Annotated in this window: 11 protein-coding genes; 1 reads left to right on the top strand and 10 read right to left on the bottom strand. The window is 32.4% G+C overall.

Translation table 11 applies throughout. The annotated features are described in order from the left end of the window. Positions 1-14 precede the first annotated feature (14 nt). Complete coding sequence (locus tag WHD07_RS08335; RefSeq protein ID WP_343330808.1) at positions 15-2,543, bottom strand: glycoside hydrolase family 2 TIM barrel-domain containing protein; 2,529 nt, start codon at positions 2,541-2,543, stop codon at positions 15-17. 492 nt (positions 2,544-3,035) lie between these two features. Here WHD07_RS08335 and WHD07_RS08330 point away from each other — a divergent pair, with 492 nt between their 5' ends. After that, positions 3,036-4,061: a LacI family DNA-binding transcriptional regulator gene (locus WHD07_RS08330; RefSeq protein WP_343330807.1), complete on the top strand. Its 1,026-nt coding sequence runs from the start codon at positions 3,036-3,038 to the stop codon at positions 4,059-4,061. Between the two features lie 105 nt (positions 4,062-4,166). Here WHD07_RS08330 and WHD07_RS08325 read toward each other — a convergent pair whose 3' ends face one another. The 9 genes from WHD07_RS08325 to WHD07_RS08285 are packed head-to-tail and all read right to left on the bottom strand — an operon-like array spanning position 4,167 to position 16,346. Next, positions 4,167-5,447 (bottom strand): glycoside hydrolase, encoded by a 1,281-nt coding sequence (locus WHD07_RS08325; protein ID WP_343330992.1) that lies wholly within the window; start codon positions 5,445-5,447, stop codon positions 4,167-4,169. A 22-nt stretch (positions 5,448-5,469) separates the two neighbouring features. Continuing rightward, the gene (locus WHD07_RS08320) at positions 5,470-6,921 is read right to left on the bottom strand and encodes a sulfatase (protein ID WP_343330806.1); all 1,452 of its coding nucleotides are present in this window, start codon (positions 6,919-6,921) and stop codon (positions 5,470-5,472) included. Positions 6,922-6,941: 20 nt separating this feature from the next. Beyond that, entirely contained in the window at positions 6,942-8,213 is a 1,272-nt protein-coding gene (locus tag WHD07_RS08315; protein WP_343330805.1) for a glycoside hydrolase family 117 protein, read from the bottom strand. A gap of 57 nt (positions 8,214-8,270) precedes the next feature. Further along, positions 8,271-9,227, bottom strand: coding sequence for a hypothetical protein (locus WHD07_RS08310; RefSeq protein WP_343330804.1), 957 nt, complete (start codon positions 9,225-9,227; stop codon positions 8,271-8,273). A 5-nt stretch (positions 9,228-9,232) separates the two neighbouring features. Then, positions 9,233-11,425 carry a glycoside hydrolase family 3 C-terminal domain-containing protein gene (locus tag WHD07_RS08305; RefSeq protein ID WP_343330803.1) on the bottom strand — a complete coding sequence of 731 codons (2,193 nt, stop codon included), beginning with the start codon at positions 11,423-11,425 and terminating at the stop codon, positions 9,233-9,235. 4 nt (positions 11,426-11,429) lie between these two features. After that, the gene (locus WHD07_RS08300; protein WP_343330802.1) at positions 11,430-12,554 is read right to left on the bottom strand and encodes a glycoside hydrolase family protein; all 1,125 of its coding nucleotides are present in this window, start codon (positions 12,552-12,554) and stop codon (positions 11,430-11,432) included. 11 nt (positions 12,555-12,565) lie between these two features. After that, complete coding sequence (locus WHD07_RS08295) at positions 12,566-14,128, bottom strand: sulfatase (RefSeq protein WP_343330801.1); 1,563 nt, start codon at positions 14,126-14,128, stop codon at positions 12,566-12,568. An 8-nt stretch (positions 14,129-14,136) separates the two neighbouring features. Beyond that, positions 14,137-15,237 (bottom strand): glycoside hydrolase family protein, encoded by a 1,101-nt coding sequence (locus WHD07_RS08290; protein ID WP_343330800.1) that lies wholly within the window; start codon positions 15,235-15,237, stop codon positions 14,137-14,139. A 2-nt stretch (positions 15,238-15,239) separates the two neighbouring features. Next, the gene (locus WHD07_RS08285; RefSeq protein ID WP_343330799.1) at positions 15,240-16,346 is read right to left on the bottom strand and encodes a glycoside hydrolase family protein; all 1,107 of its coding nucleotides are present in this window, start codon (positions 16,344-16,346) and stop codon (positions 15,240-15,242) included. Positions 16,347-16,371: the final 25 nt, after the last annotated feature.

Here is a 16,371-nt window from a genome sequence, read left to right as displayed (position 1 = left end):
TATAAAACAACTTGTTACTTTATATCAATAGTTATTGTGTTGCTATTTAGGTTTTTAGAAGAAGCTTTTATGTTAACTTTACCGCCTTTTCTTAATGATTGTACAATTAACAATGCACGACCTTTATCTGTAACCAATTTATTAGTCTGAAAGTTTTGAATATTGGTTTTTGCACCATTATCTACACCTAGTATTTTAGCATTTCCATCAACGTTAAATGAAAGTTCAACATTTTCGGTTTTAACTTCTAAACCATTTTTGTCTACTAATTGTGCTTCAATATGTGCTACTTGATAACCATTTGCCAACAATTTAACTTTATCGGTTGTTAAACGTATATGGGTTGGAGTAGAGCTAGTTTTTAATTCTGCAATTACTTCTTGGCCTTCAAAACCTGCTTTTGCAGTTAAAGTTCCTGCCTGAAAAGGAATAGTCCATCTAAACAGACGATCTGGAGCTTCCGACATACTTCTTCTTCCTAATGATTTTCCGTTTAATAGAAGCTCTACAATGGTATGATTAGAACAAACTTCTACAACCACTGTTTCTCCTTCTTTATAATTCCAATGCATGTTAGAATCTCTCCAATTATATGCTCCAGAATTTTCTGGTAATTGTTGCCCTGAGATTCCCTTAGCTTTAAAACCAGAATCTGCAATTGGCAGTGTACCTATAGAAATATGAGGTTTGTTTACCCAAATACTTTTAAAATAATTCCACCCTTGGTATTTAAAACCAGCCAAATCTAGCATATCTCCCCAACCACTTTTGGCAGGCCAATCTCCATCACGCTCTCCCATATAATCAATACCAGTCCACATAAAAATACTAAATACACTAGGGTTTTCTAGAACTTGTTTCCAATCTTCCCAAGTACCAGGATTCTCGTTTATGGTAATTAATTTATTTGGAAAATGCTTTAATGCCCACGGAATATCTTTGTTACGATAACTAAAACCAGCAATATCGATAGCATCTGCATAACCACTAACCATACTTACTTGTGGTATTACAAAATTAGATGTTATTGGTCTTGTAATGTCTAATTCTTTGGTCCAATCACTTAGTTTTTTTGCAGTTTCCGCTAAAATGAATTCACCTTTTTTACTCGCGTCATAACGGGTTTTCATTTCTTCTGGAGAGAATATTGGTTCACTTCCCCAATATTTTCCTGAATTTTGAGGTTCGTTAGGGTTTTCCCAAAAACCTGTTACAAATCTATAATGAAGATACGTCCATTCAATTTCATTACCAATACTCCATTGAAAAATACTTGGGTGATTTCTATCTCTAAGCATTATTCGTGTTAAATCACTTTTATTCCATTCTTGAAAATGTTCTACATACCCTCGGGTAATATAATCGTCATGACGATCATGGTAATTAGTTCGTTTGTCCTTAGCGTAATCAAATTCATCAAAAAACTCAGTTTGTACTAAAAGTCCCAATTCATCACATAAATCTAAAAACTCTTTTGAAAAAGGATTATGAGCTGTTCTAATAGCATTTACACCTGCAGCTTTAAGTTTGTTTAAACGCCTTCTCCAAACATCTTTTGGAACTGCCGCTCCAACTAAGCCACCATCATGATGCAAACAAACACCTTTAACATCTGTAATTTTTCCGTTTAATTTAAAGCCAAAATCTCTACTAAATTCTAAATTTCTAATTCCGAATGGAGTAGTGTAAGTGTTTATAACAGTACTATTATTAACTATTGATGTTACAGCCTTATACCTATTTGGATTGTCTAGTTCCCATAATTTTGGATTACTTATTTTAAGTTTTTGAGTAATTTTTTTTTCAGTATTTGATGATATGTTTACCTCTTGAGATATTTTGGTAACCTGATTTCCGTTACCATCTAAAATTTTGGTTAAAAGCGTAAATGATTTACCCTCATTAAAATTATTATTTACTTTAACTTCAAGATTAATTTCTGCTTCTTCTTTACTAATTTTAGGTGTTGTTAAATAGGTTCCCCAAATAGGAATGTGTAATTTATTTAAAGTAATTAGTTTTACATTTCTATAAATTCCGCTTCCAGTATACCATCTGCTGTCTGCATATCTAGAGTGATCTACATGAACCGTTAAAACATTGTCTTTAGACCCCGTATTTAAATGTTCTGTTAAATTAAAATATACAGGAGAATATCCATAAGGATTTTTACCAAGTAACTTTCCGTTTAACCAAAATGTAGCGTTATTATACACTCCATCAAAAAGAATATACGTATTGGTTTTTGCTTTATCTATGTTAGATTTAAAGTGTTTTTGATAAATACCAACACCACCGGGTAAATAACCTGTTGCTCCTTCATAAATAGAATCGAAAGATTTTTCTACACTCCAGTCATGAGGTAACCGAACATTGCGCCATTTTTTATCTTTTAACGGAACTTTTTTAGGCTTTGTAGTGTTTTTTTGTAGAGAGAATTTCCAATCAAAATTAAAATCTTGTTCTCGTTCTTGAGCATTAATAGTAGTACAAACTATTAATAAAATGAATACTAGTTTTAAAGGAGTCAACTTATTTGCCATTATATTTCGGATGTATGTTTTGATTCTTAGCAAATTTAAATGTTATCTTAAAATAAGTATTATTATAAACTTGACAAAAACTATACCTATAACCTTGTACCATTAAATTTAGGTTTTTTAATACTACATATGGTTTTTTGTTTAAATTAAATATTCTTTTAGTTGAGTTAGAACGTGTGATTAAGTATATTGTTTTTTCTAAGGAATTAAAAGATTCTAATACGCTTTAAAGACAAAATGATGTTAGGATTAGAAATGATTTTCACCGATTTTTCTGTAATAAGTAAAAGTTATATTATAAAATAGATTTTAATTTTTTTATAAATAGCACGAGGATTTTAGTTGTGTTTTTTATTTTTATCATCGCTGTATTTAGATGTAAAACTGTGAGATTTATTTAATTATAATAGCATTTAATTGTTTTTGAGATTATTTAAATGTTTTCGGAAATGTTTTTTCTTTGGTAAACTGTAAAATTTTAAGAGAATAAAGATGGATTATGTTACTATAAAAGATGTTGCAAAAAGATTGAATTTATCTATTTCTACAATATCTCGTGCATTTAATGATAAATATGATATAAGGTCCGAAACTAAAGAACTGGTTTTAAGAACGGCTAATGAAATGGGATATCATCCGAATCCTATGGCCAAAAAATTGACCCAAAAAAGATCTTTTAATATTGGAATTGTAGTTCCAGAATTTATTAACAGCTTTTTTACAGAAGTAATAATGGGCGCTCAAGAAGTGTTATTTGCTAAGGGATATCAAGTACTTATTACACAATCTAACGAGTCTTTTGAAACTGAATTGAAAAATGTAAAATCGTTAGAAGATAGTATGGTAGATGGTTTAATAATTTCTCTTTCTTGCGAGACAAAGAATACCGATTATTATCAGAAGCTTTTAGGTAAAGGACTTCCTATTGTCTTTTTTAATCGTGTTAGCAGTAAGTTGAATGCTTCTAAAATTTTGTTTAACGATTATAAATGGGCTTTTTTTGCTACCGAACATTTAATTTTACAAGGTTATAAAAACATTGTTCATTTAGAAGGTATTAATACTTTAACCCTATCATTAGAGCGCTCTAGAGGATTTAAAGATGCCCATAAAAAATATAAAATAGAATTAAAGAAAGAACAATTTGTTAAAACTGGGTTTAATATTGTTGATGGAGAGAAGGTGGCAAAAAGTATGATTGAAACAAATAAAATTCCTGATGCTATTTTTGCTTCTTGTGATCCTCCTGCAATTGGAGCAATGAAAGTGTTTAAAAAACATGGGTTTAAAATTCCAGAAGATATTGCATTTGTTGGTTTTACAGAGAGTAAGATGGCTTCTCATATAGATCCTCCTTTAACTTCAGTTAAGCAGCCAGCTCATGATATAGGTACTGAAGCGGCAAAAATGTTATTAGCTCAAATAGAAGATCCTAAGGCTTTTATACCTCAAACGATTATTTTAAATGGTACCTTAAATGTTAGGGAGTCTTCTGTAAAATTATCGTCTAGTTTATAATTGAATATAGATTTTGTACTTATTTACAACACATCTTATAAGAAAAAGTAGTGTTGTAAATAAGAAAAATAATAGGAGCTATTTTTTATTGATGACTTGGTTAATTTAATTTTTTGGATTATTTCTTTTGGGTTTCTTACCAATATTACCCATGCCTTGTGAAAAATATACTGCTGGTTTGTGCCAAATACCTGTTTTCTTAAACACGGGTTCATCGTAATCTAAACTCAAATCACAATCAAAACGAGCTAAAATAGAATGTCCTTTATTTTTTGTTCCTGCATTTGTAAAATGACTCAATCCCCAGGTGATTCCTCTTCCGTTTTTTGTGTTCGTAAATGCATCTGGTACGTAAGGTCCAGGAGCAATTGGATACAATTCACCTATGCTAGCTATTTCAAAATTCACCCAATCTTTTGCATACTGCATTGTGTTATGCTCATTACCATCTTTAATTACAAAAGCAGCAACACCTTCCTTAAAAGGAAATAAACTAACTTCATGTCCAGAGTTTAAAACCGGGTTTAAAGGGTGTTTTTTAAACGGTCCCATTGGGCTGTCGGCAATTGCCAATCCACCAGCTACCCATACATTTCCGGGTCTATTAAATGCAGATTTGTAATAAATATAGACTTTTCCATCATGTACTAATGGGTATGGATCGTGAATAGCGTATTGATCCCATTCTCCTTCTTTTCCATTTTCTATTACTGCTCCCTTTACAGCTGTCCAAGGACCATCAGGCGAATTAGAATAAGACATGGCAACCGGACAATAATCTCCACTTTTACCACTAGCTTCCATAAAACCTTGATAGTACAAATAATATTTACCTTCCCACTTTAAGATATCTGTGGTAGAAACCGAGCGCCAACCAACTTCTGGTTTTGGCGGACGTGAAACTGCAACTCCTTGTTCTTCCCAAGTTACTCCATCTTTGCTGGTAGCATACCATATTTCAGATAGATCCCAATCTGTTGATGGGATTTTATCTGTGCTTTCATTTGCTCTTTTAGAACCTATTGGCGGCACAATAGTATTTCTATAAGTGTACCACACGTAATATTTTCCGTTTTCAAAAATTACTTTTGATGGATCTCTACGTGAAATTGTTCCGTCGTGCCCATGATAATCAAAACCCTTTAATTGAGTATATTTAAATTGAGAATACAACTCGTTTTCTGCAGGATGTATGCCATCATAGTTATTAAAACTACGTTTCATTGCAGCACTCATCTTAAGATCTTTAGTTTCCTTTGTAACATTATATGGAAAAGCGGTAGTTTTATTTTGAGCAGATGCACTTATAAAAAACATTAAAATAAAAATGTTTAAACTATTTATAAGTATGCGTGCACCAATCTTAATTAAGTTAAATTTTCTCATCATCAGTTTAGGATTTTTAGTTTTATTTATTCAAAAGTATATTTGACCAAGCTTTTAAAATATCTTCATCAGAAGCGTCTGGTTTTAAACCTTTTTTAGCAAAACCTTTTACCAAATAGGAGTGTGAACCTTGTTTTGCTTTTTTTATAGCTTCGGCAGTTTCTGGAACCATATTCTTTTCAATAACTTTCAATTTTGAATTTAGCTTTTCAAATAATTGTTTCTGAATTTTATTATAATCTTTAGATGCGGATAAATTATTAAATTCATTAGGATCTTTTTTTAAGTCATACAACTCAAATTGGGGACGAGTTTTAGCCATCAGTTGGTTATAAGGAGCTTCTAATCTGCCTTGTTTATCTAATACTTTATATAACGTAAATGCAGGATATTGCAATTTCTTATAAGAAGTTAATTGCATATAAGGCAAATCTGGTCTTCTATTCCAAATTAATTTAAAATGACCATCGGTAATAGAGCGTATATCATCAACAGCGTCTCCACATCGTTGACGAAAACCAAACATATATTCTCTTTTCTCTCCATTTAATACATCTTTTCCGTGCATATAATTAGGAACGTTTATGCCTGCTAATTTTAAAGAACTTACAGTCACATCAATTAAACTTATTAAATCTTTTTTTACAGTACCTGCTTTTAAGTTTTTAGGATACCTAATAATTAATGGAATTGCCAAACCTCCTTCGTATAACCATTGTTTATCTCTTAAATGAGGTCTACCATGATCTCCAAATAGTATTACAATTGTATTGTCTGCTAAACCTTCTTTTTTTAATCTTTCTAGGATGACTCCTACTCTTTGATCTGCAACTTGTATACTTTCTAAGTAATTTGCCCAATCAGCTCTAATAATAGGATGATCTGGGTAAGAACCTGGTAGTGCAACCGTAGCTGGGTTTATTGGGTGTTTTTTATCTGTAACAAAATTCCTATGAGGTTCATGAATTTGAACTTGCGCAAAAAAGGGTTGATCTTTAGAACGTTGTTTCCAATCGGTACCGTCAAAAAAAGATGCACCTAAAAAGTTATAGTCTTCTTTCCCTTTTTTCTTCATATCATGTGCCCAACCATTGGTACAAAAATACCCGTTCTTTCTAAAAATATCCATTACTGTAGAAATACCTTTTGGCAGTTTTTCCTTATCTATAGTTCTATGATTTAAAAGATTATATGCGCTTGGATAAGTTCCTGTAATTTGTGAGGATCTACTGGCAGAACAAACAGGAGCATTGGCATAAGCATTTATGTATTTTACTCCCTGATTTGCTAATAAATCCATATTAGGAGTTTTTACATCTGCATTTCCGTAAGCACCTAATTCTCTACCTAAATCATCACAGTTTATCCAAAGAATATTAGGCTTATTAGCTATTTGAGCTTCAAAACTAATAGTATTTATAATAAGAAAAACTACGATGGTCGTTTTTAATAAAGCCCTAACTATTAATTTCATTTTTCTATTTTTTATTTTGATTATCTCCCTTCTGGATTTTTACCAATGCTTCCCATTCCTTGTGCAAAGTATACTTCTGGTCTGTGCCAAATTCCTGTGTTTTTAAATGCTGGTTCATCATAATCTAAACTCAAATCACAATCAAAACGGGCTATAATAGAATATCCTTTTTTTGGTGTCCCTGCATTTATAAAATGAGATAATCCCCAAGTAAAACCTCTTCCGTCTTTAGTATCTGTAAAAGCGTCAGGTACAAATGGGGCAGAGGCAGTTGGAGTTAATGAAACTACAGAGGCAATTATAAAATTAACACCATCTTCAGAATATTGTATGGTTTCTCTTTCGTTTCCATCTTTAATAGCTAAAGTAGCTACCCCACCTTTATAAGGCCAATATGAAGTTTCGTGTCCCGATTGCATTACTGGGTTTAACGGATGTTTTGTAAACGGACCTAAAGGATCTTCTGCAATTGCTAAACCATGACCAACGGCGTAGTTACTTCTATTGTCTGGCCATTTATTATAAGCGGCTTTGTAATACAAATAAATTTTACCTTTGTAAACTATTGGATGAGGATCGTGTGTTGCATTTCTATCCCATTCACCTTCTTTTCCAAAAGGGATAACTTTATCACCTCCATGTGTCCAAGGACCATTTGGCGAGTCTGCATAAGAAACAGAAACCGGACATAAATCTCCTTTTAATCCACTCGGTTCATCAAATGCTTGATAATATAAATAGTATTTTCCTTTCCAAACTAATATATCAGGAGTTGCTACAGAACGCCATCCAGATTTTGGTTTTTGTGGTCTAGAAACTGCTGCTCCTTTTTCTTCCCATGTAATACCATCTTTACTTGTTGCATACCAAATATCACATAAATCCCAATCTGTAGATGGAATCTCATCTGTAGCTTCGCTTGCTTTATTCCAACCAATTGGAGGAACTTTAGTATGTCTTTTTGTGTACCAAACATAGTATTTACCATCTACAAAAATAGGTCTTGATGGATCTCTACGAGAAATAGTACCATCACCATTATTGTAATCAAACCCTTTTAAACGAGTATATTTAAATTGAGAAAAAAGCTCGTTATCCTGAACTCTTGGAGTAGGGTAGTTAAACATTCTTTCTGAAGCTGCACTTAGAGGAATATTAGGTTTCTCTGTTGGCATTTTGAATGGAAATTTTTCAGAACTTTTAGAGACTGTTATTTGGTTTGTGTTCTGTTCTTTTGGTGAACAAGAAAAGATGAGTCCAATAGCTACTAATATAATTAATTTAATTTTCATCTGTTGATAGTTTTATAAGGAATTATAACTTGTATGTTTCTTCTATTATTTTAATATTTAATACGTATCATTTTTTAATGAATAAAAATGAAACCAATCTACCTGAAAAGTAGAATTTCTTATTTGTTCTTCTCTAACTGCTGTTTTTCCGTACGTAAAATAAAGGCTTCCAATATACCAGTAAAGAGGTTTAACCGCTTTTTTAGGTACTGTTCTTAAAGTTGGTTTGGTATCATCGCTAGTAAAGTTGACTCTGTTACCAATTTTAACCCATTGCGCTTCATCTTTTTTCCACATTTGTAAATATTCTGGGTGATATTCCATACCAAGAATTTGCCATTGGTCATGACCGTATTTTCCAATAACTTCACCTTTGTATTTGTCTTTTTTTCCATCAATCATAATGGCTTTTTTCCAACCAAAACCAGGACCTTCTCCTTTATTAACTTTAACTTTTTTTTGTAAAGACTCGGTCCAAATATATGCAGGAGCATCAGATGACCAATCTGTGTGTTCTCCGCCACCAGTAGAAAATTCCATAATATCAATTTCCATCCAACTATCACCTTTCCCTCTTGTTCCAGGTACCCAATTTGTTCTAGTATCATCTAAAGATCCCCAAATAGAAGGATGCCAAACATTTCGTTTATTATGAGGAATACCTGTTGTTTTCCATTTAAAGGCATAAAAGCCATATTGAAAATAATCATTTGAAACAATTGCACCCGCTTTACGTTCTGCTTTAATACCATAACAAGTTAAGATTCCGTCTTTTTCTTGTACGTATTTTTCTCCTTGTCCTAAACCTGCTTTTGTAGATTTTCTAAAATGCCATTTTTTTGTATTAAAAGAAGCATTTTTTCTATTTCCATTAAACTCATCAGAAAATTTTGAGTTTTTTTGAGTTTTGTATATTTCTTTTAATTCTTTAGGAAGTTCTTGTGCTTTAGAAGAATAGACTACTATTAGTGCTGTAACAATGCCCAATTTTTTTAGAACTGATGTATAAATCATGTTTTTTATTTTAATTGGATAATTGCTTCTTGTGGCACTGAGGCACCTAATCTTACACTTAAATCTCCTGGAGAAGCATTACCAACTACTATTTTATAATTCCCTTTTCTCCAAACTCTTTCTCCTTCTTCATTAACCACTTTTAAATCTTCTGGATTAATTGAAAATGAAACTGATTTTTTTTCTCCTTTTTTTAAGGATGCTCTACTGAAGCCTTTGATACTTTTTATAGGTATTCCTCCCGAAACATTTTCTGGACAAACATATAATTGAACAACTTCTTCAATATCAAAATCACCAATATTAGCAACATCAACAGAAATATTTAAAGTTTCTTTTTTCTTAAGTTTTGTAGAACTCAGTTTTAAATTACTGAAGGTTGTTTTAGAATAAGTTAATCCATAACCAAAAGGAAACATAGGCTCTTTGGTCATGTATTTATAAGTTCTTCCTTTCATAGAATAAGAATCATATGCAGGTAACTGATCTACATTTTTAGGAAATGTAATTGGTAATTTACCTGAAGGAGAAACTTTACCAAACAGTACATCTGCAACGGCATTTCCACCTTGTTCTCCAGGATACCAAATTTGGATAATAGCATCACAATGCTCTTCAATACCTTCTAAAGAAACAGGGCCTCCACTAGCAATTACTAATATTAATGGTTTGTCTTTTTTCTTTTCGATTAATTGATGAATGTATTTAATCTGGTTTTCGGGTAATTTTAAGTTTGGTTTGTCACCTCCGTGAGCAGAAGCAATAGCATCTACACCTTCACCTTCTAAATCTGCAGTTGTACCAACAACACAAATGGTAACGTCTGATTCTGCTGCTACATTTGGCGCCCAGTTTTTAGGGTTTGGGTTTATCTGAAATGGCAATGCACCACTTCTATAATTTAATGAACTTCCTAAAGAAACAGCGTCTGTAATCCCTTCTAAAATAGTAACCAAGCCAGTACTAACTCCATAATAACTTCCCATTAACATATCGTTAGAGTTTGCAAAAGGACCTGTTAAATAAGGAATCTTTACCTCAGGAGAAAGTGGTAACACATTGTTTTTGTTTTTTAATAAAACAATTGATTTTTGTGCTGCTAAACGAGATAATGCAATATGTTTTTCTGAATGAATTACCTCAGGTCCAATCTTTGAATACAGTACATCTTCTTGCTGATCAAACATACCTAAACGAAAACGAGTTTTAAATAATTGCATGACTCTTTCATTGATTAATTTCTCTGTGATTAATCCTTTTTCTAGAGCTTTTTTTAAGTTCTTGTAAGTTCCTCCACAATTTAGATTTACACCCGCAGTTAATGCCAATGCAGAAGCATCTAAAGTTGTTTTAGCATATCCTTGTTTTCCTGCAGCACCTGAAATCGCACCACAATCGGATGTTACATATCCATCAAAATTCCAATTTTCTCTTAAGGTTTCTTTTACTAAAAATTCGCTAGTACAAGAAGGTTTCCCAAAAACCATATTATAGGCAGTCATAACTCCTTCTACCTTTGCATCAGTAACTAAGGCTTTAAAAGCAGGGAAATATGTTTCGTTTAAATCTTGTTTAGAAACCTCTACATTAAACTCTAATTTACCATGTTCTGGACCAGAATGCATTACAAAATGTTTTGCACACGCAGCTGTTTTTAAATAATTTGGATCATCTCCTTGTAAACCTTTTACAAAAGCAACTCCAATTTTAGACATTAAAAAAGGATCTTCACTATACGATTCTTGACCACGTCCATAACGTGGATCACGATACAGATTTACTGTTGGAGACCAAAATGTCAATCCTGCAAATTTACTATGATTTCCCATTGCCTGAGAAATTGAATATTTTGCTCTTGCTTCATCTGAAATAGCAGAGGCAACTTCTTGAATTAATTCAGGATCAAAAGTAGCTCCCAATCCAATTCCTTGGGGAAAAATAGTTGCTTTTCCATTACGTGCAACTCCATGTAAAGCTTCACTCCACCAATTATAATCAGGTACTTTTAACCTTGGTATGGCTGCAGAAGCATGTACCATCTGACTTATTTTTTCATCTAAAGTCATTTGAGAAATCAAAATACGGCATCTTACTTCTAGTGGTAAATCTTTATTCTGAAAAGAAAAATCTACTTCTTGACAAAAAACTGAATTAGTTATAAATAGAACAATAAACGATAGTTTAAAATGTAATTTCATAATTTTATTTTTTGCTTATTTCCTTTGTTATTTTTAAAGGAATTTGAATATTAAAAGAATGTCTAACCTTATTAGAATCTAACGTATCTGCAGCACATAATAATGCAATTGCTTCTCCGTTTTCTACCACAACTTGCGGACGTTCTAAATGTGTAAATTGTTGTACTCTTCCATTTGCCCAGGTTACAATTCTTTCAGAAATATCATGATGTTTAGAAGCTACCCAATCTAATCCATCCTCAGACTCATATTGAACAAGTGAAAAAGTACGTCCTTTTCCAACTATTTTTATTCTTTTTACAATAGCTCTATATTTTCCATCTTGAAACCAGATATATGGGTCCTCTGCAGGGAAACGTTCACCAGCAACTTCAAAAGCTAATTTTTCTTGTTTCACAAAAGGTCCTGTTGGGCTATCAGAAATTGCTACCATATGAATTACTGGACCACCAGATGGCAACGGAAATTTTTTACCAACACCTTTGTAAACCATTAAATACTTACCATCTTGCATTTCACAAATAGAAGGGTTAGATGTCATTAAAGCATCAGGAGCGTCATCATTTTTAGAAACATCTAACACGGGGTTGTCAAAACGTGTCCAAGGTCCGTTAGGACTGTCTGCTACAGCCACACCAATTCTTTGGTTATTTCTATGTTGCCAGTTTAATTTATGCTTACCAGGAATACCAACTACTTCACCATCGCCAGTATTACCCATGTAGTATAAATAGTATTTACCTTTCGATTTTATTACTGTAGGATTGTGAGTATCCATACCATCCCAAAATTCTTTACCTCTTGCGGGTAATGCTATATCTTGAAATTTAAAAGGACCAAATGGAGAATCAGAAACTGCATGAGCAATTTCTGAATGTGTTACCCATACCCATCCCAATGCTTTTGGCCAACGAGAATACAACATGTGGTATAAACCATCTTCTCCTTTTACAACAGAACCTCCCCAAACACTTTTTCCTTCTTCAGAAAAAACGGATGTTGGTGATACTTTACCGAATTCAATTTTTAAATCAATATCTTGTTTAGGTTTAGGTGTATCTTTTTTTGGTTTTTCTGCACAAGAAACCAATACAAATACTGCTATTATTAGTGATGCTAAATATTTCATGTTCTTTATTGTTATATATTATTAGTAGGTACTTTATACTCTTTACGAAGTTTTATCAATTCGTTTTTTAAACGAGCAACTTCTTTTTTATAACTTGCGTTTTTAAATTGATTTTTCATTTCTGAAGGATCCTTTTTTAAATCGTAAAACTCCCATTTGTTAATTTCATAAAAGTAAATTAGTTTATATCTTTTTGTAACAATACCTTCATGTTTTTGTATATCATGACCGCCAGGGTAATCGTAATAATGATAATACAAGCTTTCTCTCCAGTTCTTAACTTTTTTGTTTTTCAAAATAGGTAACAAACTTTTGCCTTGCATTTCCGAAGGAATTTTAACGTTTGCAAAATCTAAAATTGTTGGAGGGTAATCTATATTCTGAACCAGTTCTTCGCTCACTTTTCCTCTAGTAACTAGAGAAGGACAATATGCAATTAACGGTGTTCTAAAAGCTTCTTCGTACATCATACGTTTATCATACCAACCGTGTTCACCTAAAAATAATCCTTGATCGGAAACATAAATAACCAAGGTGTTATCTTCTAATCCTGCAGTTTTTACATAATCCATTAATCTACCAACATTATCATCTACAGATTTTACACAACCTAAATAGTTTTTCATAATTCGTTGATATTTCCATCTAATTAAATCTTCTTCTTTTAAATTGGTTTTCAAAAAGGCCTCATTCTTCGGATTAAAAACGTTATCAAAACTTGCTTTTTCATCAATACTTAATCTTCCATATGCTCGTTTCCATAAAGCACCTCCAAAATCTTCATATCTATTTGGTTTTTCTTGTTTTTTAGACCATAGTTGGCAATACCATCCCATTGGCATTTCTTCAATAGTCATATCTGTTTCTTTAACTCCTAATCCATTTTCTGAATGATTGTCAAATAAATTGTTTGGTTCAGGTATGTCAATATCATCAAATGTTGTTAAATACTTTACAGGAGGCAACCAATTAGCATGCGGAGCTTTATGGCCAACAATCATTAAAAAAGGTTTCTCTTTTTCTCTCGTTGCATCTAACCAATTAATAGCCTTATCGGTAATTACATCGGTTACATAGCCTTTACTTCTAGTATTTCCTTCTGTTGTTTTAAAATCTGAATTGTAATAATCTCCTTGACCAATTAAAACATCCCAATTAGTAAAACCAACAGGATTGTTTTTTAAATGCCATTTGCCAAAAAAGGAAGTTTCATATCCATTTTTTTGAAGAATATTAGCAATAGTTGGCTGACTCCCATCAAATTTTTCTTTTAATGTTTTGATGCCATTTAAATGGCTGTGTTTTCCAGTAAGTATTGTGGCTCTTGATGGTGCACAAATAGAATTACCCACATAGCTTCTATCAAAACGAACACCATTATTAGCTAATTTGTCAATATTTGGGGTCGGAGCAATGTTAGCCAATCGATCATTATAGGCACTAATTGCTTGGTACGCGTGATCATCAGTAATAATAAGAATTATATTTTTTTGAGAATTACTTTGACTCATTCCTAAAAAACTGGAAGCGTAAAAAGCGACTAACAAACTATATTTCAACATTCTTGTTTTCATTCTTTTTTTTAATTTTTCTCAATTAAAGGAATTACTAACGAATAAGAAATTTCACTATCCTTCGGTAAAATTGCAATAATTAATGCTTTTGGCACACCATTTTCCATATAAAACTTAGGCATATCTGCAGTTCTTTCTGTTTTTGTAACGGTACCATCTGTCCATTTAATTTCTCCTGCTTTTAACACTAAAAAGTTTTTTGCAGGTTTCCAATCTAACCCCATATCGTCAGACTCAAATAACATGGTAGAACCATCAGGATAATCGCTCCAAGCACCTCGTGAATCTTTTGCAATACAATAATAATTTCCATTGTAAACCCATTCTAAATGATCATCTATTGCAAAACTTGCCGTTGGATGCGTAATAAAAGGAACTCCTGTGTCTACAAAAGGTCCCATTGGAGATTTAGAAAGAGAGGTAACGTGCACTACTTTTCCGTTTTTAAATTTTTCGTTTGGCTCCACATATTTATACGCCAACAAAAACTTACCGTCTGTACGTTTTGAAATAGTTGGTGTTGATGTCATCATTCTATTTCCTGTAACATCAATTAATGGTTTATCAAATCGCTTCCATTCTCCATTTAAATCATCAGCAACAGCTAAACCAACTCTTTGATTATTTCTATTTATCCACCATTCTTTATCAGTATATTTTGGCATAATTGTGTCTGAAGTTTTATTCCAAAAACCACTTCCTTTATTTCCCATATGGTATAAATAGAATTTACCGTTGTGTTCAATTACGTGTGGATTATGCGTACAATCTCCATCCCAATATTTATTTCCACGAGGAGGTAACACTAAATTTTTAAATTTATAGGGACCTTCTAAATTATCAGAAACTGCGTGTGCAATTTCAGAATGCGTAACCCAACCAAGATGTCCTCTACTTTTTAACCAACGAGAATAAATTGCGTGGTACTTTCCGTCTTTCCCTTTTAAAATATTTGTTCCCCAAACATTGTAATCTTTTTCAGAAATAATGTTTGCCTTGTCAAATTTTTCAGGAAGTAATTTTTTAAAATCAAAATCTGATTGTGCTAAACCTATAAAGGTTACGAAAAAGGAAAAAACAGATATAATACTACTTTTTAGATTCTTCATTATTAATTTTTTATAGTTTGAATTGGAATTTGAACATTAAAGGATTGAAGTACACCTTTACTATCTTTTACATCAGAAGCACATACAAGAACTTTTGGAATTCCATTTTCTATATAAACTTGAGGTCGTTCTAAATGAGCTGTTTTCTGCACTGTTCCATTATCCCATTTAATTTCTAATTTTGAAACCAATGCATTTTTCGATAGTTTCCAATCAAATCCATCTATAGATTCAAATAGAACCAATGCCTGACCAGCATCTGTAAACGCTCCGTGCATATCTTTTAAAATAGCTCTGTATTTTCCAGCTTCGTACCAAATAAAAGGATCTTCCGCAGGAAAATCATGTCCTTCTGCTAAAAATACTGGTTTTCCATATTTAACAAACGGTCCTGTTGGACTGTCAGAAGTTGCGACACAATGCACCACTGGTCCTCCCCAAATTCCTTTTTTCTTTTTACCAACTGCCTTATATACCATTAAAAAACCACCATCTGGTCTTTTAGTAATGGATGGATTGCTCACCATTAAGGCATCAATAGCTGTACTATCCTTACTAACATCAACTAAGGGTTTATCAAAGCGTTTCCAAGGTCCATTTGGCGAATCTGCAACAGCTACTCCAATTCGCTGATTATTTCTATGTATCGGATTCAATTTTATTTTTCCTGGTTTGCTGTAAATCTTTCCATCTCCAGTATTCCCCATATAATATAGGTAGTATTTGTCGCCAAACTTATGTACTGTTGGGTTATGCGTACACAAACCATCCCAAAGTTTTGAATCTCTAATCTCCAAAGTCACATCTTTATGTTTAAAAGGTCCAAAAGGTGATATTGACGTTGCATGTGCAATTTCAGAATGCGAATCCCAAACCCAACCTAAATCTTTTTTCCATCGAGAATAAAACATATGATACAAACCATCATTATCTTTTGTAATGGATCCTCCCCAAATACTCATTGTATCACTTTCAAATTTAGACTGAAGTTTAACTTCTCCTAATTCAATTTTATAATCTTGTTTTTTTTCTTCTAAAGTTTTTTTTGGTTGTTCTTTACAAGAACTTAAAAGAGTAACTGTAATTAAAACTAATACTAGATGTCTCATTTTATGCTATTTGATTATTTTTTTT

The organism is Polaribacter staleyi, assembly GCF_038024045.1.
GTDB lineage: Bacteria > Bacteroidota > Bacteroidia > Flavobacteriales > Flavobacteriaceae > Polaribacter > Polaribacter butkevichii.
Note: the sequence above shows the minus strand (reverse complement) of the source record. Positions and strands in the feature narration are given on the sequence as shown.

Coding starts and splice junctions, on each gene's coding strand:
- WHD07_RS08310 (WP_343330804.1), bottom strand. CDS start 9,227: ATGATTTATACATCAGTTCTAAAAAAATTGGGCATTGTTACAGCACTA.
- WHD07_RS08330 (WP_343330807.1), top strand. CDS start 3,036: ATGGATTATGTTACTATAAAAGATGTTGCAAAAAGATTGAATTTATCT.
- WHD07_RS08300 (WP_343330802.1), bottom strand. CDS start 12,554: ATGAAATATTTAGCATCACTAATAATAGCAGTATTTGTATTGGTTTCT.
- WHD07_RS08320 (WP_343330806.1), bottom strand. CDS start 6,921: ATGAAATTAATAGTTAGGGCTTTATTAAAAACGACCATCGTAGTTTTT.
- WHD07_RS08325 (WP_343330992.1), bottom strand. CDS start 5,447: ATGAGAAAATTTAACTTAATTAAGATTGGTGCACGCATACTTATAAAT.
- WHD07_RS08305 (WP_343330803.1), bottom strand. CDS start 11,425: ATGAAATTACATTTTAAACTATCGTTTATTGTTCTATTTATAACTAAT.
- WHD07_RS08295 (WP_343330801.1), bottom strand. CDS start 14,128: ATGAAAACAAGAATGTTGAAATATAGTTTGTTAGTCGCTTTTTACGCT.
- WHD07_RS08315 (WP_343330805.1), bottom strand. CDS start 8,213: ATGAAAATTAAATTAATTATATTAGTAGCTATTGGACTCATCTTTTCT.
- WHD07_RS08285 (WP_343330799.1), bottom strand. CDS start 16,346: ATGAGACATCTAGTATTAGTTTTAATTACAGTTACTCTTTTAAGTTCT.
- WHD07_RS08290 (WP_343330800.1), bottom strand. CDS start 15,237: ATGAAGAATCTAAAAAGTAGTATTATATCTGTTTTTTCCTTTTTCGTA.
- WHD07_RS08335 (WP_343330808.1), bottom strand. CDS start 2,543: ATGGCAAATAAGTTGACTCCTTTAAAACTAGTATTCATTTTATTAATA.